The organism is Streptantibioticus rubrisoli, from assembly GCF_024436055.1.
GTDB lineage: Bacteria > Actinomycetota > Actinomycetes > Streptomycetales > Streptomycetaceae > Streptantibioticus_A > Streptantibioticus_A rubrisoli.
In genome coordinates this window covers 54348-79899 of record NZ_JANFNH010000011.1, presented here as the reverse complement: position 1 = coordinate 79899, position 25552 = coordinate 54348, and the positions used below count along the sequence as shown (strand labels likewise).

Here is a 25552-nt window from a genome sequence, read left to right as displayed (position 1 = left end):
GCCGCGCGCGCCGGGTGTGATGTGGCCGCGTCAGCCCTACTTGCGGATGATCGCCACCGGTGCGTCGACCAGGTCACGGTCGATGACCATGGTCCGGCCGCCGTGCGTCTCGCGCTTGTCACCGGCGTACTGGTGGACCCTGCGGTGCGGGCGCCAGGCGCCGCTGGACAGCTTCGGCTCGTCGTACACGTCGGGCTCCACGCCCCAATGCGCGAACCACAGCAGGTCCGGCAGGTCGGGGTGGCCGTGTCGGCGGGCGCGCTCCATCTGCGCGATTCCGGCGTTGACGTTGCTGTAGAAGCCGGGCAGATAGCCGCGGTCGCGCAGCTCCCTGCTCCAGGCCTGGACGAACTCCAGCACCGGGCGGGTGCAGAACCGGTACTGCGTGTCGTAGGACTCCATGTCGAGGTAGATCGGGCTGTTGCGCTCCATGCCGAGGCGCTCCGCGTTGTAGACCGCGTCGTCGGCCTCGTGCGCGGCCTGGCCGTCGATGTCCTCCTCGTCGATCACGTTCACCCGGTGCCGTTCGGCGGTGGCGCACGGGGACTGGGAGCCGACGTAGACCGGCAGCAACCGCCAGCCCATCTTGGTCACCCTGCGCACCCAGTGGGCGGTCAGGTTGTCCTGGGGGCAGCTGCGGGACCTGCCGCCGATGTAGACGCCGATCGCGCCGTACTTGGAGTCCCGCCAGGCCCGCATGGTGTCCAGCGAGGGTGCCGAGCAGATGTCGAACCCCCAGCCCTGGAAGATCTGGGCGCCGTGGTGGCGCGGGTCGTCGGTGGTGGGCCACACATGCGACTGGCCGGCGCGCTGGTGCGGGTTGCGCGTGCTGGGCGGGGTGGGCGTCGGCATGGTGGGCGGCTGGGTGGGCGCCGGCACGCCAGGGGTGTCCAGGCCGCCGACGATGCCGACGCCGCCCAGGTCCCCGAGGTCTCCCAGGTTGCCCAGGTCCCGCAGGTCGCCGAGGTCGGGCAGCCGTAGGTCGCCGGGCCAGCCGGGAGGCGGGAACGGGTTGCGGGGCTGGCCGGGTGCTGGCACCGGGCCGGGTCCGAGCGGCGACGGTCCGGAGGCGGGACCTGGGTCGCGGGGTCTGTGCGACGGCGTGCGGGGGGCGCCGCCGGGCCTACGCGACGGTGCCCGGCCGGTGTGGCGTGCGTGGGCGTAGAGGACCCTCTGGTGCGGGCCGGGCCGCGCCGTGCCCTTCGCCGCGACCGGCATGACGCCCGCCGCCCCGCAGGCGAGGGACGCCAGCATGACAAGCACAAGTCGGATGATCCGGTTGTTATCGCGCATGACGGGGAGTCAAAAGGGCGGCGGGCACGGTACGCGGGAGGCGCGCCCCATGGAACGTCGGGTTCAGCCGTCTGCACCCATCGGGTCCCCCGTGAGTGGTGCGCGCGGCGGCCGTCAGCCGTCGCGGCCCAGCAGCAGACCGGATGTCGGCACACCGGTGCCCGCGGTGACCAGCGCCAAGGACGCGCCGGGGACCTGGTTGACGCTGCTGCCGCGCACCTGCCGTACCGCCTCGGCGATGCCGTTCATGCCGTGCAGATACGCTTCGCCGAGCTGGCCGCCGTGGGTGTTGACCGGCAGCCGCCCGTCGATCTCCAGCCCGCCGTCGGCGGCGAAGTCGGCCGCCTCGCCGCGCCCGCAGAAACCGAACTCCTCCAGTTGCATCAGTACGAACGGCGAGAAGTGGTCGTACAGCACGGCCGTGTCCACATCGCCGGGCCCGAGCCCCGAGGAGCGCCACAGTTGGCGGGCGACCACCCCCATCTCCGGCAGCCCGCTGAGGTCGTCACGGTAGAAGCTGGTCATCTGCTGCTGCGCACGGCCCGCGCCCTGTGCCGCCGCGGCGATGACCGCGGGTCGTTGCCGCAGGTCACGGGCGCGCTCCAGCGAGGTGACGACGAGTGCCTGACCCCCGTCGGTCTCCTGGCAGCAGTCGAGCAGCCGCAGCGGCTCGGCGATCCAGCGCGAGGCGGCGTGATCGGCGAGCGTGATGGGCCTGCGGTAGAAGTACGCGGCCGGATTCGTGGCGGCGTGCCGACGGTCGGCGACCGCGACCGGCCCGAAGGCGTCGGGGCTCAGCCCGTACCTGAACAGGTACCGCTGAGCGGCCATCGCCACCCATGAGGCGGGCGTCAGCAGTCCGAACGGCAGCACCCAGCCCAGTGCCACTCCCTCGGCGGACGGTTCGCGGTGCTGGACGCCGGAGCCGAACCGGCGGCCGGAGCGCTCGTTGAACGCCCGGTAGCAGACCACCACTTCGGCCACCCCCGTGGCGACCGCGAGCGCCGCCTGCTGGACGGTGGCGCAGGCCGCGCCGCCGCCGTAGTGGACACGGGAGAAGAAGGACAGCTCGCCCATGCCGGTCGCCTGCGCGACGGTGATCTCCGGGCTGGTGTCCATGGTGAAGGTGACCAGCCCGTCGACGTCCCCGGGGCGCAGTCCCGCGTCGTCCAGCGCGCAGCGCACCGCCTCGGCGGCGAGGGCGAGCTCACTGCGGCCGGAGTCCTTGGTGAACGCCGTGGCGCCGATCCCCACGATCGCGGCGCGCCCGCCGAGGGCGTCAGGGCCGTGCAGGCTCATGGCCGCCTCCCCGTGGCAGTCGGACGGTGACCCGTCCGGTGACGTGCTGGCCGAGCGCGTTGGCGCCGACCACCTCGATGACGGCGGTCTCGCCGTCGGCGTCGGCCTCGACGGAGGTGACGCGTCCGGTCAACTCCATCTCGTCGCCCGGGTAGTTGGGCGCGCCCAGGCGGATGGCTACCTCGCGCAGTTCGGCGGCCGGTCCGAGGTGTTCGGTGACGTAGCGGCCGACCAGGCCGTTGGTGGTGAGGATGTTCATGAAGATGTCGGGGGAGCCCTTGGCGCGGGCGGCCTCGGCGTCGTGGTGCACGTCCTGGTAGTCACGGGTGGCGATGGCACCGGCGACGATCAACGTCCGGGTGATCGGTATGCGCAGCGGCGCCAGTTCGTCACCGGTACGCATCTAAACCTCCTCCTTCGCCCGGAACACCGGAAGCGTCAACCCTGGTTCGACCTCGGTGAATTCAAGCTCCACTGCCATGCCGATGCGCACCTTGTCGTACGGGACACCGCTCACGTTGGCCACCATCCGCACCCCTTCGGCCAGTTCCACCAGCGCCACCGCGTACGGCGGAGCGAAGGCCGGGAACGGGGGGTGGTGCATGACGACGTACGAGTAGACCGTGCCGGAACCGCTCGCCCTGACGGTGTCCCACCCCTGCCCACCGCACCGGTCGCAGCCCGGCAGCCAGGGAAAGCGCGGTGTAGCGCAGTCCGTGCAGCGCTGTATGAGCAGTTCGTGCCGTGAAACGCCCTCCCAGAAACCGGAGTTGTCGCGGTTGATGACCGGGCGGGGCCGTTTGGCGGCCGTCTTCTGCGGCTTCTGCGGCGGCGCGGGCGCGTACTTGAGGATCCGGAAACGGTGGCTGCCGACGGGTTCGGTTCCGCGGCGCAGATCCATCCTGGTGGTGATGAAGTAGCCGGTGCCGAGTTTGGTGGTCTTGCGCGGGGAGACCGACTCGATGACGGCGTCGAAGGCGATCCGGTCGCCGGGACGCAGCGGGCGCAGGTACTCCTGCTCACAGTCGGTGGCGACGACAGCGGTGAACCCGGCGGCGTCGAGGATCCCCAGCAGTTCGTCGTACGGCCCGGACCGGTCGCCGTGGCCGGAGAGTCCGGCCATGGTCCACACCTGCAACATGGTGGCGGGCGCGGTGCCGTCGACGGGTACGGGGTGGCCCAGCGCCTCACACCAGTGCCGGATCATGGGGGAGTTGACGGGGTCCCGGCCCACCCCGCCGACGACGGCCGACCGTCCCTCGTACGCCTTGATCCGCTCTTGGAACTCCGCATCCGACATCTTCTGACTGTCCGTCAGTTAATCCCAGGGCGTCAAGACGCGGGAGCGTTGTCCACACCCTGTGGACAACGCGGGACGTCTGGAACAGCGCCAAAGAACCAAAAAAGCCGTGCGACGGCATTGATCACGCCGTCGCACAGCCACCTCACCCACCTGCCGCGCGGAACCCGCGTCGACGCCCCCTATGGCAGCGCGCCGGGCCCTCGCGCCGTGTTCACCAGCCCCTGCAGAAGACCACCCGCACATTCCGCTGCTCGATACGGGTGTCACCGGAGCCGTTCGCACTGGCGGTGTTGCTCTGGTTGGTGGCGCCCGCACCCGAGGACACCTGCCCCGTACTGTTGACGCTCGACTGCGAGTGGTCGTTCGCGAAGGAACCGTTGTCCGCCGACGCGGTGCCCGCGAACAGAACCGCGGTGAGCGGCAGCGCGGCGAACGCGGCCAGGACACGGGCGGTACGGATCTTGCTCATTTCAATTCCCTCCAGGAACCGGTGTGGGCGGACGGCCGGCCAACCGCTCCGCCAGCTCTGCGGCGCCGCGAATCCAGACTTGCCCATGGGCACGCCCAACTACCGCGCCGAGCGCTCCATTTACCTCGCACGCGTGACGGCCTCTCGATAAACCTCGATGAACATCGGGTTCGACACACGACCCGGCGCCGAGGACGGCCGCCTGCTCCATACCGCCGGGGGAAGACGCGGAGCCCCACCTGGAGCGAAGGGCCGCCATCGGCTGGCCCCGGCTCTGAGCCCGTCATACGTGCCTTCGCAGCTCTGGGCGTGCTGAATCGTGCGTGATGGGAGAGGCTGGTGTTACAGACGCGCAAACCCGGAGAACGCGGGAGGTACGTCATGAGGCGCATGTACACCACCGGGGTCGCTGCTGCCGCCACCGCCGTACTCCTCACCGGTGCGGGACCCACCTGCGCGACCGCGATCCGTGCCCAGCCCCGCGCCACACAGACGGCCACAACCCAACTGCCCTCACGCGGACAGATCGCGGCGTTGTTCGACCAGTGGAACGCGGCACTCGCCACCGGTGACCCGAGCCGCGTCGCGGACCTCTACGCGCCCGACGCCGTGCTGCTGCCAACAGTCTCGGACCGAATCCGCACCAACCGAGCCGAGATCGTCGACTACTTCAGGCATTTCCTCGAAAGCAAGCCTGTCGGCAGGATCCAGAGGCGGGTTATCAACATCCTCGGCCCCACCGCGGCCGTCGACACCGGCCTCTACCAGTTCACGCTCACCAAGGCGAACGGCACCAAGTCCAAGGTCGACGCCCGCTACACCTTCGTCTACGCGCTTCGTGGCGGCCGGTGGCTCATCATCAACCACCACTCCTCGGTACTACCGACCGGGAGCTGACTACCGTGCTGGCCATACGCGCCTGAACGGCGTCGCGGGCTCCGGGCTGCGGGTCGTCGACGTACGGATCACCTCGCCTGCGCGGGGCGCCCGGCAGGGGGAGTGGCGCAACTCACCGAGCGGGCCTGCGAGTTGCCCGCGACCGGCTGGGGCGAACTCATCCTGAACAAGAGCCGCCCGAAAGTGGGCACCGGTTGGATGGACAACGGCAAGTCATACGACCCTGGCAGCAGGTTGGCCGCACACGCTGGTCAACAATGGGATGCAGGGGCACGGGGTGAGACAGGCAACGCGGTCGGAGCGGGCTCCGGATGACCCGGAACCCGCTCCGACCCGCGCCTTTTCTAGCTGCGCGGAGAGTGTGGGATTTGAACCCACGGTGACATCGCTGCCACGACGGTTTTCAAGACCTTTTGAGGATCACGCGGGCCGAGCGCTCCACCGCAGGTCAGAGGGGCGCAAGCACCCCGGAGGAGCCATCGTCATCGTCGTCATGCCCGCTACGTGCCCCAGGCTCATGGTCGTGTCCGCTGAGCCAGGAGTCAGCCGCCTCGGCCACCTGGTCATCACGACCAGCCACCGGCCGGGCGTAGTGCCGAGTCGTGACGCTCGCGTTCGCATGGCCAAGCCGGTGAGCAGCGGTCATCACGCCATACCGGTCAGCGACCCATGTCCCGTGCGAGGCGCGGAGATCGTGCGGAGTCACGTCCGTCAGCCCGGCCGCCGATACGGCGGGGTCGAAGTACGCCTTGCGCCACTGGTTGTAGCGCAGCGGCTTCCCTCCGGGCGTCGTGAACAGGAGCGCGTCATCCCCACCCGGCAGGGTCTCCAGATGCTTCCCGAGCCGCTTCGCGAGAGACGGGCCAACGCGAACGATCCTCTTCTGGTGTGACTTGGGTGTGTCGAAGACCAAGGCGCCGTTCGCTTCGGCAAGGTTCTCGTCCACGAGGACGAAGCCGCCGGAGACGTCGATGTCCGCACGGCGCAAGGCGAACGCCTCGCCGACCCGCAGGCCCGCGTACGCCAGGACTGCGATCAACAGGTCATGCGGCCTCTCGGCGCTCCGCACGATCCGGGACGCTTCGAGCGGGGTGAGGATGTGCGGCTCGGTCTGCGGCATTCGAGGCAGCTTCACGCCCCGGCAAGGCGTCTGCGAGATCATGTCGTTGTCGACAGCCGACCGCATGATCTGTGACAGGACGCGATACGCCTGCCGGATGCGCGAAGCGCTGAGGCCCTTGGTCTTCATCCCGCCGACCCACTCAGCGATCGTGATCGGGCGGAGACTCGACAGCTCACGATCTCCCATCGCCGGATTGATCAGCGAGTTGATCAGGGACCGGTACGACGCTTGGGTCTTGTGCTTGAGCTGAGGCGAGACGGCAGCGAGCCAGCGGGCGGCCCAGTCCCGTACCGTCGTTTGCCCCTCAGCCGGATCAAGCCAGCGGCCCTCTTCGATCTCGATGCGCTTCCGCATGAGCCACCGGTCGGCGTCCGTTGATGTTGCGAACGTTCGGTCCGCTGGTCGGAGCACACCATCAGGCCCCGGGTACCTGGCTTGGAAGCGGCCGGACGGGAGCTTGCGGACGCGGCCGAACGAGCGGCGGGACTTGCGCTTGCCAGCCATCAGGCCACCGCCTTCAGGCGCTGGACCGTGGTGACAGGGCATACGGTGTTGGCTTCGATGTACGCCTCAACAACGCTTTCGCGGATGCGAACATGTCGGCCCACCTTGACGAAGGCAATCCGGCGTTCCTCGATCAGCCTCCGAGGGAAGCGCACGCCTGTGCCCAGCCGTTCGGCCACCTCCGTAACCTCCAGGAGTCGGTCAGCCATGGTCACCACTCCCCCTCGTCATCCAGGTCCGCCAGGGCTTCGCGGGCGATCTCACGGTTGGCTTGGATGTCGCGGGCGATGGTGGCGGCGAGCCAGGATTCGCCCGGGGTGTGTCCATGTCCGGCGTAGGTCCAGTGGGCAAGGACCAGCGTGGTGCCTTCCGGGTTTTCGTCGAGAGCAGGCAGGCCGAGGCGTTGACGTTCCTGTGCGGCCCGGTAGTCAGCGCGTACCTGTCGGCGTTCGCCGAAGGTGGAGGAGTAACGGCGGGATTTGGTGAGGAAGTGGCCGCGGAAGCCGAGCATGTGTGCCCAGGCCCACAGCTTGCGCTCCGGGTAGTCCTCATCCAGCTCCCAGCACGCTTGGATCAGACGCCGGGTGTGCTCGGGCAGGTCGGGGAGCTTGTCCAGCTCTGCCAGTTCTCCGATGCGGCGGGCTACGGTGCCGGTCGTCTCGGCCGCTTTGGTGGCGTACTTGGCCACGTAGGAGGCCACGGCCTGTTCCGTTACCTCCCGACCATCCAGCGCGGTACTGGCGATGGGCTGAACGTCCACCTGACCGCCCCAGTGCAAGACGCGGGCAGGGTAGTCACCGCTAGCGGGCACGGGCACCGACACGCGATAGGCGGCAGCCCGAATCGCATCCTCCAACAGGTCGGTGCTGGCCCAGTGGGGCGGGGCATCCTGCGGACCTTCGGGACCATCGAGCCGGATGACGGCATGGAAGTGCACCGCCCCGCGCTTTTGGAACTCCGCCACCTTCCCGAAGGAGACCCGGCACACCTCACGGAACCGAGCTTGTGTCAGGCCCGAGCGCACGGCCAGTTCACGACGCAGGTAGATGGTGAAGTAGCGCCACAGGTCGGAGGCGTGGTTGTTCCACAGCACCGCGCCCGCGTAGTCGTACCGCTCTGGATCCAACGCGGTGCCCAACTCGGCAGAGCCCTGCGGGTGGGCGGTCCCGCAGCGGCAACGGCCCGAGTCGGAACGGTTGTGGACCGGGCCGAACGAAGGCGCGGTCAGGGTGGCGAAGACGCCCGGGTGCTCGCGGACCCGATCCGGGACGCCCATGCCAGCGTCGCCGACCAGGCCCCCGCGGATGAGGTGATAGGCATCCCCGGCGTAGGTCCACGCGCACGACGGGCAGCGCGAGGCACGGCGGTTGCCGCAGGCGACCCGCAGACGCCCGCCCGGCTCGGCGTCGGTGGAGTAGGTGTGCAGGACCGTGCCGGTGGCCGGGTCCAGGGTCTTGGTGTAGCCGACCAGGTGGATCGGGTCGGCGCATCCGCCGGTGCGGCGGATCTGCTCTTGCCAGCGGTCGAAGCCCGGTTGCCCGGCCACCCGCAAGAGATCTTGCAGGGTGGTCGGGTCCAGGCCCGCCAGGGTGGCGGCGTCGGTCACGCAGCCACCCCCAAGGCGGTGGTGGGCAGTACCGCGGACAGGGCCGCGGTGGCCAGGGGTGGGGGGACGGCGTTGCCGATCTGTTCGAACTGCTTGGTGCGGGACCCGCGCCAGGGGTAGCTGACGGAGAAGCCCTGGAGAACAGAAGCTTCGGCGACCGAGAGGCGGCGTACCGCAGTGCCCTGATCGTCGTACCAGGACACGTCGTTGAGGGCGTGGCCAAACAGCAGGGTGGGCGCGGGTGCGTCGATGCCGCGGCGGGTTGCCCGTTGGCGGTTGCCGACCCGCAGGGTCCACCCGCGAGCGCAGCCGGTGATAGTCCAGGTGGGGCCGGTGGTGGAGAAGCGGGTGCCGCCGGTGTGGCGGTCTCCACGAGTCACGACTTCGCCGGTGGGGCAGCCGATGGCTTCGGCCATGGTGACCCACGGCAGGCGACCGGGGCCGAACAGCGTTTCAGGCTCGGCCGTTCGTGCGTGGGTGGCATGCGGCGGGGTGACCGGGTCGGTGCGGGATGCCAGGAGCAGGCAACGGCGGCGGGTTTGGGGAACTCCGTAGTCGGCGGCATTCAGGACGCCGACCCAGGTGGAGTACCCGAGAGCGCGCAAGTGCACGGCAGTATGGGCGAACAGCGGTTGGACGAAGGGGACTTCCTCCAGTGCGATCCAGTCGGGTCGCAGGTCGAGGGCGTAGCGCAAAGGCTCCACGACCAGGAGCGAACGAGGATCGACGCACCTGGTGCGCAAAGCGGCGCGGGTGTCGCGCCCGGCGGCCAGGTCTGCGAGGGCTTGGTGACACAGGTCTGTGTCATCCTCGCCAGCGCGCAGTCCGGCGGCGGAGAAGGTCTGGCAGGGTGGGGAGGCGATCAGCCCCGAGATCTTCCCGCGCAGGTGAGCGGTGGGGTAGGTGGCCACGTCAGCGCGGATGGTGGTGTGTCCGGCGGCGGTGCGGGTGGCGCAGGCTACAGCATCGAGTTCCATGCCTACTTCGGCTATGCCCAGGCGGCGCAGTCCTTGAGACCATCCACCGGGGCCAGCGAACAGGTCGAGCACGCGGCAGGCCGGGGAGTTGGTCATCGCTGTTCCACCTTCCGCGGGTGGGTGTCCAGCCAGTCCTCCGCGCACACCTTGTGCACGGGCTTGCCGTTGTCCGAGCGCAGCGGGGTGGGCTTGGTGCAGATCACGCAAGGCTTGTCGCCGGTGGGGTCGAAGTGCTTGCGGTCGCGCCAGTCCAAGAGCTTCACTGCGATCACCTTCCGGCCGTCGCGAGGCGGGGGCGGCCGGACGGGGCGGTACCGGTGCCCTTGCAGGCGGGGCAGGTCACGGTGACGATCTCGCGGTCACCGTCGGCGGTGCGTAGGCCGGTGGTGATGGCCACGGCGGGGAAGCCGTCGCAGTACCCGCACCGGCGAATCGCGGCAGGGGTGATCTCGGGCATGATGAGGGTTCCTTTCGGGTCCGGTGGATCTGGAAGGGGTGAAGGCGCCCGGGGCGGCGGATGCTTGGCGGTATCGAGGCCGCCCCGGGGGCCGGTTAGGCGATGCGTTTGCGCGTGGTCAGGTCGATCACGGGCGCGGACGGCTCCGCCACGGGGGCGGGGACCAAGGCCAGCACGGGTGCCGGGGTGGTGATCACGGGGGCCGGTTCGCGGGCGGGCGGCGGGGTCGGTGCACCCGGCGTGGTGCGGACGCAGTGTTCGGCGAAGATCGCGCGCTCGACCTCGTGCTGCTTGTTGGTGCGGTGCCACAGAACCGCGATGGTGGGCAGGGCGACCGCGCCGGGGCCGAAGAGGATGGTGGCGGCGATTAGGTTCCCGTCCATGAGGTTCCTCCTTTCAACGGGACTATTTGGTGGTGCCGTTGACGATGCCGACGCCGGTGTGAGTGCCAGACTCGATCGCGGGGGCGAGGAAGCTGTGTGCGAGGAGGAAGCCGCCAAGGAGCAGCAGAGCGACGACCCACCACGGCGGGCGGACCAGACGAACGGCGAGCCAACTGACGACCAGGACGACGAACCACAACGGCACAGTCATGACGGGGATCCTCGGTCAGCGGGGGGCGCAGCGGTGGGTACGGGCGGCGAGTTCGGCGGCAAAGCGGTTGAGGTAGTCGGCGGACCAGTCGCAGCCGGGCGCGGTGCAGGCGGCGACGTGTGCGGTGCGGCCGTACCGGTCGCGGTGGGTGGCGATCTCTACGGGGCCGATGCGGAACAGGTCCCAAAAGCGAGCAGCAGCCATGACAGATGTCCTTTCGCGGGTGGGTTACAGGGCGGCGGCAACGGCGTTGGCCAGGTCGGCGGGGACGCCGAGCCGGGCGCGCAGGGTTTCGGGGTCGATCGGGTGTCCGGTGGTGGCGCGGTGCGTGTCGGCGATCTTGCGGGCGTGTGCGACCAGAGCGGCGGGGATCGCCGGGGCAGCCACCGGCGAGGCCGGGAGGGCAGGCGCCGGGGCGGGGTCCGGTTCGGCCGACACGAGCGCGGGCAACTCTGCTTCGGTCGCGGGTGGTTCGGCAGGGGATGCTTCGGGCGCCGGTTCGACCGGGCCGGGGACCGGTTCGGTTTTGGTGGTGTGGGCGAGGAGGGTGCCGCCGAGGAAGGCGGCGGCGGGCCATCCGGCCACGACCATGCGCAGCCAGGCCGGGGCGTGGTGCAGATCGAGGAATCCGGCGGTGGCGACGTTGGCGCCCAGGGAAGCGGTGAGGGCGATGGTGAACCAGCACCAGGCCAGCCGGGGCGCGGTTTTGGCCCGCAGCTTGCGCCAGGCGGCGACCAGCAGCAGGTCGACGCTGATCGGGTAGGCCCACGCCTTCCAGCCGTCTTGCCCGGCTGCTTCAGCGATGTCGTGCAGGTGGGCGAAGGACAGCGCGGCGGCGATCACCGCTTGCACCAAGACCGCATCCAGCCGGGGCAGTCGACGCATTTCGGATCCTCCCTTCCAGGAGTGGAAGCGGTGTCCGGGGCCGGACAGGGAGTCGGTCCGTCCGGCCCCGGGGGGCAGGGGCTACAAGGTGGGCTCGGCTTGGCGTTCGGCTTCGACGTAGAGGCGTTCGCGCCCTTCGGTGCGGGCCGGGAACCGCCTCACGCTGCGGACCACGAAGGTCCGGCACAGGTCACGGACGATGAACGGCACGTCGTCCTGGTCACAGATCACGCGGAACTCGAACACTGGGCTACTCCTCCCTTGCGGGGGCTTCGCCAGACCCGAGGCAGGTCAGACAGAGCCCCAGTTGCTGTGCGCCGGTGTCACGGCGACGGCGACCGACGCGGACGGTGATGGTGGTCTCGCCGGTGCCCTTACAGACCGGGCACTTGGGCGGTTCGGCGGGCTTGCTGCGGGTGGCCTGTCGAGTGGTGGCCATGGTGGTCACTCGCCCGCGTAGCGGGGGAAGGTGTGGCCGATCGGCGGGTAGGAGTCGGTCATCCGGGCGAAGGCTTCCGCGCGGAAGGCGCCCCGCAGGAGCTGGACGAACTCGCTGTCGGCGTCCGGCCGTTCCTCGTAGGCGATGAGGTCGTGGATCAGTTCGCCGGTCACGATGCCGTCCTGGCAGCGCAGGCACACGGCGATCACCGGTCCTTGCGGGGGTAGCCGTGGCCCTTGGGCGGGTAGTTCTTGTTGCCCTTGGACGCGGTGCAGCCGGTGATGATCACGTCCGCGAACTTCCCATCCGGCTTGCCGGAAGGGTCGTTGAGGTACTGCATAGCGTGCATGACCAGAGTGCCGGTTCGCCGCCGGTCCTCCGCCGCGGCGCTGGTGCGACGGTCACGGTTCGACATGTGATCTCTCTCCTTCTTGGTTTCGGGCATGGATCGGGTAGGGACTTGGCGTGAAGGCGGTCACGCCGACCGATGGAGCAGGGAAGGGCTAGGCGGAGGCCGGGACGGGCTTGGCCAGGTCGACCGGCTCAGCCACCGGCAACGCGGGCCGGAATGGAGCGAGTTCGGGTAGGTCAGGGGTCAAGTGGGCGTAGCGGTTGCAGACATTGACCGCGCGCCGCAGGCTGACGTAGGGGCCACGGCCACGGACCCAGCCGCCGGAGGAGTCGCCGAGGACCGCTACGCCCTGTTGGTTCGGCGCGATCGTTGTCGCGGCGAGGACCGCTTCGGGGGAGATGTCGGCGAGGGCCATCTTCGCGGAGCCCTCGTCGTTGACGCGATGGCAGATGCGGCCGGTCAACTGAGCACGCAACATCGTTGTGCCCTCACCGAGTTCGGCGCCGAAGCGTTGCCCGCAGATCTCCAGGTAGATGCCTGCTGCACGACCGAGTTGGGCCAGCCGGACCAGAGCGGTCATGGTGCGCTCGCGGCGCTTCTTCTCACTGTTGCTAGAGATCAGCAGCAGTTCCGCGACCTCATCAACGATGAGCACCACGGGGGTCGGGCGGATGGCTTCGGGAAGGCCCCAGATATCGGCGGTGATCTCCGCATCCGGGATGTCCACGCTGATCCGCTGCTCACGACGGATGACCAGGTAGATCTGTGCCATCCGCTCAACGAGCGCTTCCAGCAGATCGGCAGCGCTATCGGGATTGTCGGCGAAGGCCGACAGGCGGCGGGCCAACGGCCCCAACTCGACACCCTGTTTACAGTCGATCCCCACTAGGGCGACCGGTTGCGGTGCGAGTTCGGTGACCAAGTTCCGCAAGGACACCGACTTACCCGACACCGTGGCACCCAAGTCCAACCGGTGCGGCACCTCGCGGAAGTCCCGATAGTGGACCGAGCCGTCATCGACCAGCGCGACCGGCACCCGCAACAGCGACCGCTCAGCCCTTGCGGGTATCTGCACCCGACGTAGCACGTCATAGCCGGTCATCCGCACTTCCACCACACCCGCCTTCACCTCGCGGGAGGTGACCGCGTGCATCAGGAACGAATGCCGAAGCCGATCCGTCGACGTGGCCACGTCGAACGCATCCTGCCCCGGGCACAGCCTCAACCGCATGACCAGGCCGGTACGCGTGATCCGCATCCGAACCAGACGCGGCGGACGGTTCGGCGGGACTTCCCGATTCGCCGCGCGGGCCAGCATCAGCCGCATCCGCGACGGCGGGACCGTCAACCCGCACGCTTCCATCACCGACGAGTAGCCGAAGCTGACCCGCAGCACCGCCAACCAGCCGCCGATGGCCAGCCAGTACCAGGCTGGACGCTGATGCCGCAGCACCAGCACACCGGCGAGTCCTAACCCCAGCGCCACGAGCACCAGCAGCGCGGACACCGGCTCAGCCCTTACCGTTCGAAGCCACAGCCGGGACCAGCGAGGTCACAGCCACGGCCCGGAACGAGATCCCGTGCCGCTTCTGGCCGTTGAACTCGTTCTCCCAGTCCCGAGCCTTCAGCCCGATCACCGAGACCGGCATACCCGGGGCCAGCCCGTCGGGGATCCCGGTCTCCGGGACGGTCACCTGGTACAGGTTCCCCTCCCCCTCGTCGGAGACCAGAAGGCCCACGGTCGACAGCCCCGCACCGGTCTCCCGGTCCACGGCCCGCTCACCGGTCTTCTGGTTGACCAGCTTCGGCGCGGGCGCGGTCGCCACGAACACCGCAGCGGTCGAAAGGTCGATCTTGAAGGACGGCATAGCTCTCTCCTGTCATGTGACTGGCCTGGTTAGCCATCTCCGTACATGACCAACGTAAGCAACCTGGCTAGTCATGTCAACACCTGACTGTCCTGGCTGTCCCGATGAGCGAGTCCGCGCGTACGATCGAGGCATGACCTTCGCCCCCGACCCACTGGACCCCGACGACGACCGGCCGCCTTATGAGCAGGTGGCGAGCAGTCTGGGCGCGGCGATCCGGACAAGGAAGCTCGCGCCGGGGCAGAAACTCCCGTCCCACAAAGAGCTGACGGATCTCTACGGCTTCGCACGAGCGACGATCCAACGCGCACTGCGGGAGCTGGAAGACGAAGGCCTGGTGGTCTCCCGCAAGGGCAGCGGAGTCTACGTCCGCAATCGGACCGAACGGCCCGCAGGGCTGCGTCCCTACGTTGAACAGGCGTTCTCCAGCAAGGAAGTCACCATCGACTTCGCAGGGTTCTCCAGTGAGACGCTGCACGGGGCACTGCAAGAGCCGTTGGACAAGATCCGGATCGGACGGCTCACTCCGTCGAGCATCACCGTGCGCATCCTGGTACCGGACATGTCTGTGCCGCAGGCGGCGCCCGTGCGCCGCGAGGACTGCGCAGACGACGAGCGGCTACGTAGCCGCATGCACGAAATCATGCTTGGGTACACGCGAAGCATCCGCGACTCAGTCGCCGAGTTGGGCCACCTCGGCTTGGTGCCCGAAACGCGAGTTGACGTGCGCGTTCACAGCGGTACTCAGTTCTTCAAGCTGTACGTGATCAATAAGGCCGATACGTTCTTCGGCTACTACCCGATCAAGCCCAACAAGGTCGTGGCTCAAGGCGAAACCATCGAAATCTACGATCTGGTCGGCCGGGACACCGTGCTCTTCCACCACTCGGTCAACGATGGCGACTCCTCCGGCGGCGCCCAGCAAGTTCAGCAGGCCCGCATGTGGTTTGACAGCGTGTGGGAGACCATCGCAAGGGAAATCGATCTTGATGGGCACTGACACTGTGGCCAGGACACTAGCCCAAGCCTCAGCCATCCTGTTTGACTTCGACGGTCCACTCTGCGACGTGTTCGCAGGCTTGCCTGCTCCGCAGGTAGCCAGGCAATTGGCGCAGCTCGCGGCACCGCCGGATTCCGTGCTAAGCGCAAAGCTCGCCGACACGGACGATCCTCTCGAAGTCCTACGTCTCACCCACGCGACCGATACGGCCCTGGGCTTGCAGATCGAACAAGCTCTCACCGCGGCCGAGATCGAAGCCGTCGCAGTGGCGGGCGACCCCACACCCGGCGCTGTTGCAGCGCTCGAAGCCGCTCAAACAGCAGGGCGACGCGTCGCCGTGGTCAGTAACAACTCTTCGGACTGTGTGCATGCCTTCCTAGCGCGGCACTCGCTGACCAAACACGTCCACGAAGTCGTGGGACGCCCGCTACACCGCCCAGACCTCATGAAGCCGGATCCGCACTCGCTGATCCGCGCCGCTGACCAACTGGGCACGGCCACGACCCAATGCGTGCTCATCGGCGACTCCGTGACGGACATTGAGGCAGCCCACGCGGCGGGAAGCACCGCGATCGGCTACGCCAACAAGCCCCACAAGCTACGTGCGTTCGCCGACGCCAGAGCCGAAGCAATCACGGAGCACATGCAGACCATCGCGGACGCGATGCAGGCTCCGCGAAGCCGGTAAGAGCCCGGAGCCCGGAGCGGACCTGTTACAGGTTTCTCTACCTCATCAAGGCTCGCTTCGCTCGCGGTGGACCGGCCTCCCGAGGACTGCAAGCAGTTGAACCAGGGGTTCAGGTGCCGCGCACAGCGCGGCGGCGCCGGTCGTCGCCGCCGCACGGCTCCCCTCCTCGTCTTCGCCGCCGGGGGCCGCGCGCCGTCGCCGACCGCGCCCACAAGGGGCGAAGACCAGGCCGGGCCAGCGACGTGGACAGCAGATGAGAAGAAAGCCTCCGGCGGGGGCGCTCCGGCTCCGGGATGGCGGGGGCTCCACGTGCGTCTGCACGTCCGCTGTGGCGTGCGTAGGGGGCTGCCATCCCGCCTGCCATCGACCCAGGCAGAGCCGAGCAGCCTTGGCCCCTGGTGTCCAGGTCGTTCGTACAGTGGCGCGCTCCACCTGGACACCAGGGGCCAAGCCCGCTCCACTAGCGTGTGGGTCGACGGCAGACGGGATGGCAGCGGGGACCGCTGTGGTTCCTGCCGGAGGCCAGAGCGCGTGCCCCCACCGTGCCCGAACGGACGGGAACTGACGGGGAATCACGGTCAGTCAGGGACAGCGCACACGGGACCGGCCCCCGAGCAAACTGGCTGCTCAGGGGCCGGATCTACCGCCTTACCTGCGGAGAGTGTGGGATTTGAACCCACGGTGACATCGCTGCCACGACGGTTTTCAAGAGCGTCGCTCTAGCCGCGCCCACAACCCATGTGACCTGCTCGAACGCCGTCCTAGTCGCTCTCAGCTCGCCTGCTGGCCCACAGATGGCCCATGAGGTCCGCTGAACCGGCATGACAGCAGTCATCTGAGGGAGCACCAGCCACCATGCATGGGCAGAATTACGATCCGCTCCGGTGCACTGGAAGACCCTTCGTGCAACCAGCAAGAACGACTCCGCCGCGTCGCCCCTGTCACGTGCTGGCGCTCGTCCTCGCGTAGAGGCTAGTCGGCCACCACACATGCGTGGCGCCAGCTGCACAGGTTCGGGAGGACAACGAGACCTGGGAGACGTTGAGCGACTCCAGCGGAGAGTAGACCTGGGCCGAAGGTTTACTGGCGCGTGCGCAGGGGCGGCGCTTGAATCTTCACCCCTCTGCACCCTGTCTGACCTGCCAATTTACCGGAGGGCGAAGTGAGGTAGTCAGATCCCGTCCACGTGTCGTCCTGGTCATGGAAAATCCGTCCGCGAATCGACCGGAGGGGTGGATGGCCCAGAGAGGCCCCCACCCTCAAGCCGCGAATGGCAGCGGTGCAGGAGCCGGGGTGCGGTCCGTAATCCGCGATCCGCTGGCCGCGCCGCCCGCCTCGCCACGAAGCGCCTGGGGACTCGGAGGCTAGGCCCTCCCGCGCTGGCTCGGAACCGCGGTGTACAGCTGCTGGAGACCGAGCAGAGCGGCATGGAACGCAGCCGCGATCTCGCGTGCCCTCTCCTCGTTCTCGATCGCCCACATGGAGATGTAGTCAGGCCCAATGTTGGCTTGCGTCGCTGTGCCAGCAGACACCAATGCTTCAACCGCGGACTGCAGGACTGTCACTGCCTGGTCCGGGATGGTGGGCCCGCTACTGGCCATAGCGTCAAGCTCCACCTTCCAGCGCTGGCCCTGGCGGGCGATGCACACAAAGATCGCGTCGTTGGCCTTGGCGCTCCTATAGGCCGCGTGGTGAGCTTCCGGTTTGGTGCAGTCGGGGATGAGTGCAGCTGGGAGAGGCGTTCCAGGCGTCGGCATGCTCACATCGTCGCAGGCGCTCACACCGTTGATCAGGCGAACGCCCATCTTCACAGCGACCCCGCGATGCCGCGCCACTGCTTCAGGCGGTTGGTACACCGCTCCACGGCGTTGCGCTGCTTGTAGGCCCCCCAGTCCCTGCTTCCTCGATGGGGCTGTAACAACCCAGAGTGTTACAGCCCCATTTTTAGGAAAACCCCAGAAACAGCTTTAGATCACCCTGAGGCGGCGCTTTGGCGCAGCAAAGATCGTGTTCTTGGATGGGTTCGAGAACCCGGCGATTGAGGCGATCTCCTCAGGCGTAAGACCCTTGTCTGCCATGGCTTCCCCAATTGACTGGGCCAGTACAGGCACTTCGGGGGCAAGTTCGTCGCTCAATGGCTCGCGAGTGCGCCAACCCTTGTTGCTGAGCGACTTGTAAAGATTCGTCCGTTTGGCCGCGCTAATCACGTTCAGGTCATAGGCTCGCTCAATGAGTGCCTGCATCGAAGTGCCCCACTCACGTTTGAGGTCATGCAGGCGTCCCAATGTGAGGTTCCTGAGCTGAGGGCGAATAACCTCCTCTGGCATCAGGAATTCAGCAGCGAATCGAGTCGCGTCCTCCTCCATAGTGAGAGTAACTTCTGAGGAGTGCAGACATAGGTGACCGAGTTCGTGCCCCAAGGTCAATCTGAGGCGATCAACGGGAACCGCCTGATTGATCAGAACGACTGGGTAGTCGTCAACCCACTGCGACAAGCCATCCACTCGCGAGGTGCCAAAATCCTCAGCGAGCACGATACATCCCGCCGATTCCATCCATGTTGTGATGGCCTGGACTGGGCCGATTGGCATGCGCCACTGCATCCGTACCATGCGAGCTGCATCAGCCGGGTCAGTCTCAATCGGATCAAAGGTTGGCACCCGTTGTTGGGCTCGAAGAGAGACCTCTTCCATAAGATGACGCACGTGCATGCGGTACATGTTCAGACGTGCCTCAAGCTGCCGCCATGTAGTTGCCTTGGCGGTCGCCCTCTTGCGCATATGGGCATCTACCGCCATCGCGCCTCGGACGGAGCCCGCCCCCTTGAGGAAAGGCTCCGTCACTCCAAGGGCATGGGCGAGACGGGCCACGACATCGCCATCCGGCTCGCGCGTGCCCTGCTCGTAGCGCGACAGGGCTCCTTGGGTGACCCCAGCAGCCGCTGCCAACTCTTCCTGGGTGATGCCAAGGGCCCGGCGAGCTGTGGTGATCGCATCGCCGAGTCTGCTCACTTTGCCTTGCCCTCCGTTACTTGACGCTTACCCGTGGCCGGTACCTCAATAGACGGCATGGGAGGTTGCGGCGCAGCAGGACGCACAGGCTGCACGTTGCCGTCGACGGCACCTTCGCCGACACCCCGGAGAGGCACCAGCCAAACGACGTTTTCCTGCCCATCACGCAGGGAGAGCACTGCCTCGCCGATCTTCCTGGCGTCAGGGTCCCACTCGTAACCAGCAGTCAGGCGGACCTCTTCAAGCCCCGGGAAGGTCTCCTGAGTGCCCTGGGCGAAGAACTCCAGGGCGGTTTGGGTCGCATAGCTCCTGACCTGGCCGTCTTCGCGATGACGCTTGACTCGAAGACGATAGCTGACTCCAACGATCAGTTCACGTGTGGGCTCGCCGTCGGTAAGCGTGACACCGGGGTGCCCATCCAGTTCCGCCGTGAGATGCGCCCACAGGCGGTCGTGGATCCAGTTAGCCAGCCCGCGTTCACTGCTCTGTGACACCCAGGAGGGGTGCACAGCGCGGTACTCCTGCAGATCTTTTGCGGCCTGGTCAACGGCTGCAACCAGGCCTTGTGTCACTTTCGGGCCTAAGTCGGACAGGACCTCGGAGGAATCAGGGTAGGAAATCATGCCGGAAAATATACCGCCCCCAGAGATCCACGCGTCTAGTCCCTGTGTACGTGTCGCCAAGGTGGACTCGACAAGCTCTGCCGGACACGCGGAACACAAACGACAGCTGGTCGCTGGAGATGTGAGCCGTGGCCCAGGCACCTGACATGGGAAGGTCAAGACGGAGAGGCGCAGTCGGGAAGTGTCAGCGAGACCGAGGAAGGGGAAGCCACGTGCCGCAGGCCAGTCTGCGAGGTACGCGTCGACACGACAGCGCTGCCGCAACGAAGCGAGCCGCACTTGCCTCACATAGGTATAGAGGCTCCCCCCAAGATCACCCGGTTGCCCCCGTCTGACCTGCCGCTTTACCCGAGGCTGTGGCCGGGTAGTCGAAACCCGTCCCACCTCGTCCTGATCTTGTAAATTCCGCCCGAGACTCGACCGGAGGAAGCGTGACGCTTGCCCGCTACGCTGGTACGCACCACGGCAGAACGGAGAGTGCTCCGCGGATGGGACCGAAGACGACCAAGGTCTACGAAACGCTTCGCGCGCGGCTCGCCGCCGGTAAGTACGCCCCTGGCGACAAGTTCCCCTCAGAGCGCACCCTGGTCGAGGACCTCAGCATCGGCCGGACGGCGCTTCGGCAAGTGCTGGCCCGTCTTGTGGCCGAGGGCGCATTGGAAGTCCGAGGCCGAAGCTCGTACAGAGTGCCGGGGGCAGTGAGCGTGAAGACGCCTGATGAGGTGGAGCCGTGGCGCATCCACGGTGAACGCGATCTCTACGACAACCGTTGGGTCAAGCTTCAGCTCTGGGATGTGGAGCCGCCCGGCATGAAGCGCTTCGAACACCACGTGGTGAAGCTGCACCATGTAGCCATCACGGCAGTGCTGGACGACCAGGACCGTGTGCTCATGATGTGGCGATACCGCTTCGTTCCCCAGCAGTTCGGTTGGGAACTGCCCGGCGGGATCGTGGATGACGGGGAGTCCCCTGCGGATACGGCGCTTCGGGAAGTCGTGGAAGAGACGGGGTGGCGGCCGAAGTCGCTAGAGCACGTCGTCACCTATCAGCCGATGGTCGGCATGGTCGACTCACCCCACGAGATCTTCATAGGCCACGGGGCTGAAAACGTAGGTTCGCCGACAGACCTGGAAGAGGCGGGGCACATTGAGTGGGTTCCGTTGGCTGACGTCCCGGGGCTCATGGCTCGCGGCGAACTGATGGGCTCCGGCACACTCGTTGCCCTACTCCACATCCTGGCGGGCCGGGGCAAGCAAGGCATTACAGCCGCGCACTGAGGAGATCAATACGGCGGCGCTGCCGCACCGAACCGGTGCGGCTCGCCAACAGCCGCGCCTGCCTCAGATGCGTATTCGCATCGTCGTACTCGGCTCGCGCCAGATGAGCCTGGACGAGGTCGGCGTGAAGTCCGGCACGCGCCCGGACGAAGGTTGGATCCATCACTCCTAGAGCGTCGTAAAGGCTCGTCACCGCGTCTTCATCGCCCAGCAACGCATGGATATTGCCGCGCCACCGGGCAAGGTGAGCACCATTCAGGAAGATGCTCAACATATCCGGATCGCGGTCCTCCGTGCCCGGGGGAACGCTCGCTATCGCCGCATCGAGCGCGCGTCGAGCCTCATCAGGCATACCGGCGTGCGCGCACATCTCAGCCTCGTGAGCGTGGAGCCATGCCGTGAGTCGGGGGGATCCGGCCTGGCCAAGGGTGCGTTGCGCATCACGCACCAGGTCGACGCCCATTGCTGGCCGACCAGCCTCACGCAGAACATGCGCCTGCTCGGCCATCGCGTGTGCGAGGTACATCGGCGCTTCAGCATCGCGCGCTGCGTGCTTGGCAACTTCGTAGTGTCGCCATGCCCTTTCGACCGCGCCGGAGTCAAGCGCCTGCCATGCGGCAAGCGTCGATGCCCCTGCAAGCGCGAGCGCCACAGGGCGGCGTGTACCTGGGAGCACCGCAAAGTTCAACGCATCCTCCAAGGCTGCAAGATGCCCTGACATCTGGTCGACCAGCCCCGAGGAACCCCTCTCACGGTCCATGGTGCGCAGTAGCTCGGTCTGGTCGTTGAACGCCTTCACCATCGATTCGCTGACGCTGCTGGCAGCGTCGATCCTGCTCAGCAAATCGTCGTACCCATCGGCCACCAAAGGCGCTGAGGCGGGCGCTGTCTCTCGCAACTCCGCATCCGTAGCCCCGAGGAGTTGCCGAAGGATGGCCGCGTAGCGGTCGGAGATGGCGCGCTTGCCGTTCTCCCACTCGGACACGTACACCCGCAGGCTCGCGGTTGAGGCAACGTCCATGACGTGCCGTCGGGCGTATTGCTCGATCTCGCGAACCAGTCGTTCCTGAGACCAGCCGCGAGCCGTTCGCGCGCCCCGAAGTCCTGTGCTCACAGACCACCGCCCGGCGATAGGTCCACTCACTGACCTTCCCAGCATGCCCTACATCGCCGCAGGTCAACAGGGGTTAACAGTAAGGGAGTTAAGTCCTGTTGGCTACCGGCTCCCCTGTCTCGGACTGTCTCCTGGAAGTGCACCCGAGGCGGGCAACCGCCACTCGAATCGGCGCGAGCCCTTGAATCTGGTGCGCACCAGCTGCCATCCTTCTGGTGCGCACCAGAAGGCGGAGTCGCCTCCGACTCGCGGTGCACAAAGGGGCCTGCGGCCTGCCGCCGTGCGCTCAACAACTGGAGATCTGTGCGTCTCGCTGGTGACGACCCCGGAGGTGATCCGGGAGGTGACAGCGGCTGAGCCCGCAATCCCGCTAGGTCGGGGTCGGGGTGAGCAGAGCAGGTCAGAAAGGCGGTCGGAGGGGCCGGAACACCTCCGAGAACGTGGCTGGTGGCTGTCTCAGGGTGACACCGGGGCAGTCCGGCCGGGCGAGCGACGCCACCCGTACCCGCAAGGGCAGACGGGCGCAAAGACCCGCGGCAACCGGCCAACGTATGGGGATTACACCGCCTCTCCTCGGCCAAGTAGGCGGTCCCGCGCGTCGGCAAACGCGCCAGGTACAGCGCAATCCAATCCCAAGCCTCCGCAGCGCCTCGCGTGCTGCGGCCGGTTGCCTCCTCCGCCCGTCCAGCCCCGCGCACTGCGCGGAGGTTCGTACGGGCGGGGCGTGGGGAGCCGGATCCGGTTCCAACGAAGCGGCCCCGAACGGTGTTGGAGCACCGGCCGGGGCCTTGACCACCACCTGACCAAACTCAGGAGGCGATCCACCATGGATCGTATCGGCATCACCCGGCGCGTGATCACGCGTTACGAAGCCCCACCGTGCACGACGTGCAACGGAAACGCCGGGACGACCACCGAGGAAACGACCGACGACGGGGTGCTGCGGCAGACGTGGCACTCCTGCCCCGACTGCCACGGCTCAGGACAGCGGTGACCGCCGGTGAGCACCGTCGTCTCCGCCCTCGCTGCCACCGGCCCGTTAGCCGCCGCCGGATGGTCCGTCCATAGCCTGTGGATGCGGCGCCAGTTGAACACCGCGCGTCGCGACCCGCTGACCCGGTTGTGGACCCGGGACGCTTTCACCGCCCGCGCCCAGCGCCTGCTGCGCACCCCGGGCGCAACCGTGGTCCTGGTCGACCTCGACCGGTTCAAGCCCCTCAACGACACCTACGGGCACGCGACTGGGGATGCTGCCCTGGTGGCCGTCGCCGCACGGCTGTCCGCGTGGTGCGCCGCGCTGGGTGGAGTTGCGGGCCGGTTGGGCGGTGACGAGTTCACCGCGATCATCACCCCACAACATCCCGCCGACCTGCCGTTCAGCCTGCATGAGCTTGCTCAACTGCTGGCTGGGCCCGTGCCGTTCGACGGCCGCGAGCTGCTGCTGGGCGCTTCCATCGGCGCGTTCGTCTGCGATGACCTGCCTGTTCCGTCGCTGGAGCGGGCGTGGCGCCGTGCTGATGAGGCGATGTACGCGGCGAAGAGGTCCGGTGGTGGCTGGTACATCGCCGACGGACCGCAGCCCGCATCGCCCACCGTCAACGGCCGCCGCGCCGGACGACGCGGCACCACACCCCCCGCCCGCTGAACCACCCCACACGCAACGCCAGCGCGGCCCCCGGTGAGCACACACCGGGGGCCGCTGTCTGGGCCGTTCCGCTCTCGGAAGGAGCACGACCCATGCTTGAGGTTATCGCCGCTCACAACGCCGATCAGGCACGTCTGACCCGCCTGTTCGACGTCTACGCCCCCAAGGTCGAGGCGTACCTGACGGCCAAGTTGGGCCGCTACGACTGGCACCACGCTCCCGAACTCGCCAGCCGAACCTGGGCCCACGCCGCCCAGAACATCCACCACTGCCCGTCGGGCGCCGACGACGCCTACGCCTGGCTGCTGGCCATCGGCGCACGCGTCGTGGTCGACCACTACCAAGCCACACGCCGACACGTGCAGTCCGCCGACACCGGCGCCATGTTGCCCCCGGCCCGCACGGCCGAGGACATGGCCGCTGCCCGTCAGGCCGCACACGCCGCCGTGGGCCGCACCGCTGCTGTGCTGGAGGTTGCGGCATGAACGAGCGCAGCATTTTCACCCGCGGCCAGGTCGCCGACCTGTCCGCCCCGCTGACCGCGCTGCGGGTACTGGCGGTGGACTTCGCTGGTCTGCCCGCGCCGTCGGTGAAGATCTCCAGCGTCTACCCGAACCAGCTGGAGCTGTCGCTCTACGACGATCTGGGGCTGTTCGAGACGTGGCGGGCCGCATTGAGCATCGCTGCCGCGGACGTGGAGTTCATCGAGCTGAATGCGGGCCGCATCTGGATGCTGCGAGCGCGCCGCGAGTTCGCTGGGGCTGAGCTGATGCTGGTCGGCTTCGGCGAATCCCTGGCCCGTACGCGCGACCGCGCCAACGTTGGTGCGGCGGTGCATGCATGATCCGTATCACCACCACCGGCCTGCGCTACGTCGCCCCCTCCCAGCAAGGCGGTGCGTCATGAGCGCTGTCAACGGCCGTCACGCCGGACGGCCCGACGGCCACGACGCCCGTCACCTCGAAGGAGGTGCGTGATGATCGCCGACCGTGCGAAGACAAGCCGCGGCCGGGTGCGGTCGACCGGCGTCGACGGGACGTCGTCGTCCGTCACCGTCGAGGGCGTGATCACCGCGTTGGCGGGGGCACTCACCGTGGTGTTGACGGCCGCGGCGTTCTGGCTGAGCTACGAGCACCTGCAAGAGGTCGCCGCCCGTCATGGCATGGGTGACGCCGCCGTGCGGTCGTGGGCGTGGCCCGCCACCGTCGACCTGTTCATCGTCATCGGTGAACTGCTCATCCTGCGCGCGTCGTTGGCGCGCCGTGTGGACGGGTGGGCGGTCGCCCTGGCCAGCATTGGTTCCGGCGGTTCCATCGCGTTGAACGTGGCGGGCGTGGGAGCACAGGCCCAGCCCATGGACTACGTGGTGGCCGCCGTGCCACCGGTCGCCGCCTTGCTCGCCTTCGGCGCCCTGATGCGGCAGGTCCACGCCTACCTGGCCCGGCGGGTGGTGACGCCCGTCGAGCACCCGTCGACGCCCACCGGCGTGGCCGTCGACCGGCCCAAGGTGGCCGACGCCTCGCCGGATGCCGTCAAGGCTGCGGCGGTGCCAGAGTTGGCGTCGTCCGAACCTGCCGTCGAGGCGGCGTCGACGGCCGTCGGTGTGTGCCCGCCGGTCGTCTACGCCAACCGCGTCGACGGACTGGTGCGGGCCCTGTACGGCACGTTGGGGGCTCAGCCGACCACGAGCCAGATGACGGCTGCCATGGTCGCCGCAGGGTTGGGCGCGTCGGAGTCGACGGCCCGCACCGCCCGCGGCCGGGTCAAGAACCGCGAGCCGTACCTCGCCAGCTTCCCAGCGACCATCGCGAGTTGACCGCGCCATGCGGTTCTACAACCCGACCGGCGCCACGTACGGCATCCCCATCTACACCTTCCGGCTCGCCTCGGAAGGGCCTGGTAACCCGGGCGCCAGCATGCGCTCGGGCCTGAAGGACAGCGCGTTGCATGAACCCGTTGGCGGGCCCGGCCGGCACGTTCCACGGCCCCGGCCGGGCCCTACTCCCCAGAGAGGAGTGCACTCAGCATGACGGAACTCAGCATTGAGCCGATAGCCGTTGAGGCTGCCCCGACCGCGCCGCCCCCGACACCTGGGCCGCACACCACCACGGCGCAGGCGGCGAAGGAG

Annotated in this window: 32 protein-coding genes; 8 read left to right on the top strand and 24 right to left on the bottom strand. The window is 67.9% G+C overall.

The genetic code is table 11. The annotated features are described in order from the left end of the window. Nucleotides 1-36 precede the first annotated feature (36 nt). The 5 genes from NON19_RS13535 to NON19_RS13515 all read right to left on the bottom strand — a co-directional run bounded on the left by NON19_RS13535 (nt 37) and on the right by NON19_RS13515 (nt 4364). On the bottom strand, nt 37-1293 hold the full coding sequence (locus NON19_RS13535) for a DUF1906 domain-containing protein (protein ID WP_255927744.1): 1257 nt from the start codon (nt 1291-1293) through the stop codon (nt 37-39). Nucleotides 1294-1407: 114 nt separating this feature from the next. After that, nucleotides 1408-2592 carry a lipid-transfer protein gene (locus NON19_RS13530; protein WP_255927742.1) on the bottom strand — a complete coding sequence of 395 codons (1185 nt, stop codon included), beginning with the start codon at nt 2590-2592 and terminating at the stop codon, nt 1408-1410. Then, the gene (locus NON19_RS13525; protein ID WP_255927740.1) at nt 2573-2995 is read right to left on the bottom strand and encodes a MaoC family dehydratase; all 423 of its coding nucleotides are present in this window, start codon (nt 2993-2995) and stop codon (nt 2573-2575) included. The genes NON19_RS13530 and NON19_RS13525 overlap by 20 nt, the downstream gene beginning before the upstream one ends. Then, on the bottom strand, nt 2996-3892 hold the full coding sequence (locus NON19_RS13520) for a bifunctional MaoC family dehydratase N-terminal/OB-fold nucleic acid binding domain-containing protein (RefSeq protein WP_255927738.1): 897 nt from the start codon (nt 3890-3892) through the stop codon (nt 2996-2998). Nucleotides 3893-4106: 214 nt separating this feature from the next. After that, a complete protein-coding gene (locus tag NON19_RS13515) occupies nt 4107-4364 on the bottom strand; it encodes a hypothetical protein (protein ID WP_255927736.1) in 258 nt (85 codons plus the stop codon). 381 nt (nt 4365-4745) lie between these two features. Here NON19_RS13515 and NON19_RS13510 point away from each other — a divergent pair, with 381 nt between their 5' ends. After that, a complete protein-coding gene (locus tag NON19_RS13510) occupies nt 4746-5261 on the top strand; it encodes an SgcJ/EcaC family oxidoreductase (protein WP_255927734.1) in 516 nt (171 codons plus the stop codon). A gap of 448 nt (nt 5262-5709) precedes the next feature. On the opposite strand, the gene NON19_RS13505 is transcribed toward NON19_RS13510, so the two are convergent. The 15 genes from NON19_RS13505 to NON19_RS13430 all read right to left on the bottom strand — a co-directional run bounded on the left by NON19_RS13505 (nt 5710) and on the right by NON19_RS13430 (nt 14066). Then, nucleotides 5710-6888, bottom strand: a complete 1179-nt coding sequence (locus tag NON19_RS13505) for a tyrosine-type recombinase/integrase (RefSeq protein WP_255927732.1) — start codon at nt 6886-6888, stop codon at nt 5710-5712. Then, nucleotides 6888-7097: an excisionase family DNA-binding protein gene (locus NON19_RS13500; protein ID WP_255927730.1), complete on the bottom strand. Its 210-nt coding sequence runs from the start codon at nt 7095-7097 to the stop codon at nt 6888-6890. Before NON19_RS13500 ends, NON19_RS13505 begins: the two co-directional genes overlap by 1 nt. Nucleotides 7098-7099: 2 nt before the next feature. Further along, on the bottom strand, nt 7100-8494 hold the full coding sequence (gene repSA / locus NON19_RS13495; protein ID WP_255927728.1) for a replication initiator protein RepSA: 1395 nt from the start codon (nt 8492-8494) through the stop codon (nt 7100-7102). Beyond that, the gene (locus tag NON19_RS13490; protein ID WP_255927726.1) at nt 8491-9567 is read right to left on the bottom strand and encodes a DNA cytosine methyltransferase; all 1077 of its coding nucleotides are present in this window, start codon (nt 9565-9567) and stop codon (nt 8491-8493) included. The genes repSA and NON19_RS13490 overlap by 4 nt, the downstream gene beginning before the upstream one ends. Further along, complete coding sequence (locus tag NON19_RS13485) at nt 9564-9734, bottom strand: hypothetical protein (RefSeq protein ID WP_255927724.1); 171 nt, start codon at nt 9732-9734, stop codon at nt 9564-9566. Before NON19_RS13485 ends, NON19_RS13490 begins: the two co-directional genes overlap by 4 nt. Nucleotides 9735-9739: 5 nt before the next feature. Next, nucleotides 9740-9928, bottom strand: a complete 189-nt coding sequence (locus tag NON19_RS13480; RefSeq protein ID WP_255927722.1) for a hypothetical protein — start codon at nt 9926-9928, stop codon at nt 9740-9742. Nucleotides 9929-10023: 95 nt separating this feature from the next. Further along, on the bottom strand, nt 10024-10311 hold the full coding sequence (locus NON19_RS13475) for a hypothetical protein (RefSeq protein WP_255927720.1): 288 nt from the start codon (nt 10309-10311) through the stop codon (nt 10024-10026). Nucleotides 10312-10333: 22 nt separating this feature from the next. Continuing rightward, nucleotides 10334-10522, bottom strand: a complete 189-nt coding sequence (locus NON19_RS13470; RefSeq protein WP_255927718.1) for a hypothetical protein — start codon at nt 10520-10522, stop codon at nt 10334-10336. 15 nt (nt 10523-10537) lie between these two features. Continuing rightward, a complete protein-coding gene (locus tag NON19_RS13465) occupies nt 10538-10726 on the bottom strand; it encodes a mobile element transfer protein (protein WP_255927716.1) in 189 nt (62 codons plus the stop codon). Nucleotides 10727-10750: 24 nt separating this feature from the next. Next, nucleotides 10751-11407: a DUF2637 domain-containing protein gene (locus NON19_RS13460; protein WP_255927715.1), complete on the bottom strand. Its 657-nt coding sequence runs from the start codon at nt 11405-11407 to the stop codon at nt 10751-10753. A gap of 81 nt (nt 11408-11488) precedes the next feature. After that, nucleotides 11489-11653 carry a hypothetical protein gene (locus NON19_RS13455; protein WP_255927713.1) on the bottom strand — a complete coding sequence of 55 codons (165 nt, stop codon included), beginning with the start codon at nt 11651-11653 and terminating at the stop codon, nt 11489-11491. 198 nt (nt 11654-11851) lie between these two features. Continuing rightward, complete coding sequence (locus tag NON19_RS13445) at nt 11852-12055, bottom strand: hypothetical protein (RefSeq protein WP_255927710.1); 204 nt, start codon at nt 12053-12055, stop codon at nt 11852-11854. Next, the gene (locus NON19_RS13440; protein WP_255927708.1) at nt 12052-12261 is read right to left on the bottom strand and encodes a hypothetical protein; all 210 of its coding nucleotides are present in this window, start codon (nt 12259-12261) and stop codon (nt 12052-12054) included. Before NON19_RS13440 ends, NON19_RS13445 begins: the two co-directional genes overlap by 4 nt. An 88-nt stretch (nt 12262-12349) precedes the next feature. Continuing rightward, nucleotides 12350-13705 carry an FtsK/SpoIIIE domain-containing protein gene (locus NON19_RS13435; RefSeq protein WP_255927707.1) on the bottom strand — a complete coding sequence of 452 codons (1356 nt, stop codon included), beginning with the start codon at nt 13703-13705 and terminating at the stop codon, nt 12350-12352. Between the two features lie 4 nt (nt 13706-13709). After that, nucleotides 13710-14066, bottom strand: a complete 357-nt coding sequence (locus tag NON19_RS13430) for an SCO3933 family regulatory protein (protein WP_255927705.1) — start codon at nt 14064-14066, stop codon at nt 13710-13712. Nucleotides 14067-14199: 133 nt separating this feature from the next. Between NON19_RS13430 and NON19_RS13425 the strand changes: the two genes are divergently transcribed. Both NON19_RS13425 and NON19_RS13420 read left to right on the top strand, forming a co-directional pair. Then, the gene (locus NON19_RS13425) at nt 14200-15066 is read left to right on the top strand and encodes a GntR family transcriptional regulator (RefSeq protein WP_255927703.1); all 867 of its coding nucleotides are present in this window, start codon (nt 14200-14202) and stop codon (nt 15064-15066) included. After that, nucleotides 15056-15754 (top strand): HAD family hydrolase, encoded by a 699-nt coding sequence (locus tag NON19_RS13420; RefSeq protein ID WP_255927701.1) that lies wholly within the window; start codon nt 15056-15058, stop codon nt 15752-15754. The genes NON19_RS13425 and NON19_RS13420 overlap by 11 nt, the downstream gene beginning before the upstream one ends. A gap of 1364 nt (nt 15755-17118) precedes the next feature. Here the strand turns inward: NON19_RS13420 and NON19_RS13415 are convergent. From NON19_RS13415 to NON19_RS13405, 3 genes are all read right to left on the bottom strand, one after another. Further along, entirely contained in the window at nt 17119-17559 is a 441-nt protein-coding gene (locus NON19_RS13415) for a hypothetical protein (RefSeq protein ID WP_255927699.1), read from the bottom strand. Between the two features lie 162 nt (nt 17560-17721). Next, nucleotides 17722-18765 (bottom strand): helix-turn-helix domain-containing protein, encoded by a 1044-nt coding sequence (locus NON19_RS33410; protein ID WP_255927697.1) that lies wholly within the window; start codon nt 18763-18765, stop codon nt 17722-17724. Continuing rightward, complete coding sequence (locus tag NON19_RS13405; RefSeq protein WP_255927695.1) at nt 18762-19388, bottom strand: hypothetical protein; 627 nt, start codon at nt 19386-19388, stop codon at nt 18762-18764. The genes NON19_RS33410 and NON19_RS13405 overlap by 4 nt, the downstream gene beginning before the upstream one ends. A 488-nt stretch (nt 19389-19876) precedes the next feature. Between NON19_RS13405 and NON19_RS13400 the strand changes: the two genes are divergently transcribed. Beyond that, nucleotides 19877-20665, top strand: coding sequence for an NUDIX domain-containing protein (locus NON19_RS13400; protein WP_255927693.1), 789 nt, complete (start codon nt 19877-19879; stop codon nt 20663-20665). Here NON19_RS13400 and NON19_RS13395 read toward each other — a convergent pair. Beyond that, nucleotides 20649-21779, bottom strand: coding sequence for a helix-turn-helix domain-containing protein (locus NON19_RS13395; RefSeq protein WP_255927691.1), 1131 nt, complete (start codon nt 21777-21779; stop codon nt 20649-20651). The genes NON19_RS13400 and NON19_RS13395 overlap by 17 nt on opposite strands. Nucleotides 21780-22779: 1000 nt before the next feature. On the opposite strand from NON19_RS13395, the gene NON19_RS13390 reads away from it, so the two are divergent. The 4 genes from NON19_RS13390 to NON19_RS13375 all read left to right on the top strand — a co-directional run bounded on the left by NON19_RS13390 (nt 22780) and on the right by NON19_RS13375 (nt 25240). After that, complete coding sequence (locus tag NON19_RS13390; protein WP_255927689.1) at nt 22780-23424, top strand: GGDEF domain-containing protein; 645 nt, start codon at nt 22780-22782, stop codon at nt 23422-23424. 92 nt (nt 23425-23516) lie between these two features. Next, entirely contained in the window at nt 23517-23909 is a 393-nt protein-coding gene (locus tag NON19_RS13385; protein ID WP_255927687.1) for an RNA polymerase sigma factor, read from the top strand. Further along, entirely contained in the window at nt 23906-24268 is a 363-nt protein-coding gene (locus NON19_RS13380; RefSeq protein WP_255927685.1) for a hypothetical protein, read from the top strand. Before NON19_RS13385 ends, NON19_RS13380 begins: the two co-directional genes overlap by 4 nt. 132 nt (nt 24269-24400) lie before the next feature. Beyond that, nucleotides 24401-25240 (top strand): DUF2637 domain-containing protein, encoded by an 840-nt coding sequence (locus NON19_RS13375; RefSeq protein ID WP_255927683.1) that lies wholly within the window; start codon nt 24401-24403, stop codon nt 25238-25240. Nucleotides 25241-25552 lie beyond the last annotated feature (312 nt).

Excerpts from the sequence above, each read along its gene's own strand:
- NON19_RS13535 (WP_255927744.1), bottom strand. The coding sequence starts at position 1,293 with ATGCGCGATAACAACCGGATCATCCGACTTGTGCTTGTCATGCTGGCG.
- NON19_RS13530 (WP_255927742.1), bottom strand. The coding sequence starts at position 2,592 with ATGAGCCTGCACGGCCCTGACGCCCTCGGCGGGCGCGCCGCGATCGTG.
- NON19_RS13525 (WP_255927740.1), bottom strand. The coding sequence starts at position 2,995 with ATGCGTACCGGTGACGAACTGGCGCCGCTGCGCATACCGATCACCCGG.
- NON19_RS13520 (WP_255927738.1), bottom strand. The coding sequence starts at position 3,892 with ATGTCGGATGCGGAGTTCCAAGAGCGGATCAAGGCGTACGAGGGACGG.
- NON19_RS13515 (WP_255927736.1), bottom strand. The coding sequence starts at position 4,364 with ATGAGCAAGATCCGTACCGCCCGTGTCCTGGCCGCGTTCGCCGCGCTG.
- NON19_RS13510 (WP_255927734.1), top strand. The coding sequence starts at position 4,746 with ATGAGGCGCATGTACACCACCGGGGTCGCTGCTGCCGCCACCGCCGTA.
- NON19_RS13505 (WP_255927732.1), bottom strand. The coding sequence starts at position 6,888 with ATGGCTGGCAAGCGCAAGTCCCGCCGCTCGTTCGGCCGCGTCCGCAAG.
- NON19_RS13500 (WP_255927730.1), bottom strand. The coding sequence starts at position 7,097 with ATGGCTGACCGACTCCTGGAGGTTACGGAGGTGGCCGAACGGCTGGGC.
- NON19_RS13490 (WP_255927726.1), bottom strand. The coding sequence starts at position 9,567 with ATGACCAACTCCCCGGCCTGCCGCGTGCTCGACCTGTTCGCTGGCCCC.
- NON19_RS13480 (WP_255927722.1), bottom strand. The coding sequence starts at position 9,928 with ATGCCCGAGATCACCCCTGCCGCGATTCGCCGGTGCGGGTACTGCGAC.
- NON19_RS13475 (WP_255927720.1), bottom strand. The coding sequence starts at position 10,311 with ATGGACGGGAACCTAATCGCCGCCACCATCCTCTTCGGCCCCGGCGCG.
- NON19_RS13470 (WP_255927718.1), bottom strand. The coding sequence starts at position 10,522 with ATGACTGTGCCGTTGTGGTTCGTCGTCCTGGTCGTCAGTTGGCTCGCC.
- NON19_RS13465 (WP_255927716.1), bottom strand. The coding sequence starts at position 10,726 with ATGGCTGCTGCTCGCTTTTGGGACCTGTTCCGCATCGGCCCCGTAGAG.
- NON19_RS13460 (WP_255927715.1), bottom strand. The coding sequence starts at position 11,407 with ATGCGTCGACTGCCCCGGCTGGATGCGGTCTTGGTGCAAGCGGTGATC.
- NON19_RS13440 (WP_255927708.1), bottom strand. The coding sequence starts at position 12,261 with ATGTCGAACCGTGACCGTCGCACCAGCGCCGCGGCGGAGGACCGGCGG.
- NON19_RS13430 (WP_255927705.1), bottom strand. The coding sequence starts at position 14,066 with ATGCCGTCCTTCAAGATCGACCTTTCGACCGCTGCGGTGTTCGTGGCG.
- NON19_RS13425 (WP_255927703.1), top strand. The coding sequence starts at position 14,200 with ATGACCTTCGCCCCCGACCCACTGGACCCCGACGACGACCGGCCGCCT.
- NON19_RS13420 (WP_255927701.1), top strand. The coding sequence starts at position 15,056 with ATGGGCACTGACACTGTGGCCAGGACACTAGCCCAAGCCTCAGCCATC.
- NON19_RS13415 (WP_255927699.1), bottom strand. The coding sequence starts at position 17,559 with ATGGGCGTTCGCCTGATCAACGGTGTGAGCGCCTGCGACGATGTGAGC.
- NON19_RS13405 (WP_255927695.1), bottom strand. The coding sequence starts at position 19,388 with ATGATTTCCTACCCTGATTCCTCCGAGGTCCTGTCCGACTTAGGCCCG.
- NON19_RS13400 (WP_255927693.1), top strand. The coding sequence starts at position 19,877 with ATGGGACCGAAGACGACCAAGGTCTACGAAACGCTTCGCGCGCGGCTC.
- NON19_RS13385 (WP_255927687.1), top strand. The coding sequence starts at position 23,517 with ATGCTTGAGGTTATCGCCGCTCACAACGCCGATCAGGCACGTCTGACC.
- NON19_RS13380 (WP_255927685.1), top strand. The coding sequence starts at position 23,906 with ATGAACGAGCGCAGCATTTTCACCCGCGGCCAGGTCGCCGACCTGTCC.
- NON19_RS13375 (WP_255927683.1), top strand. The coding sequence starts at position 24,401 with ATGATCGCCGACCGTGCGAAGACAAGCCGCGGCCGGGTGCGGTCGACC.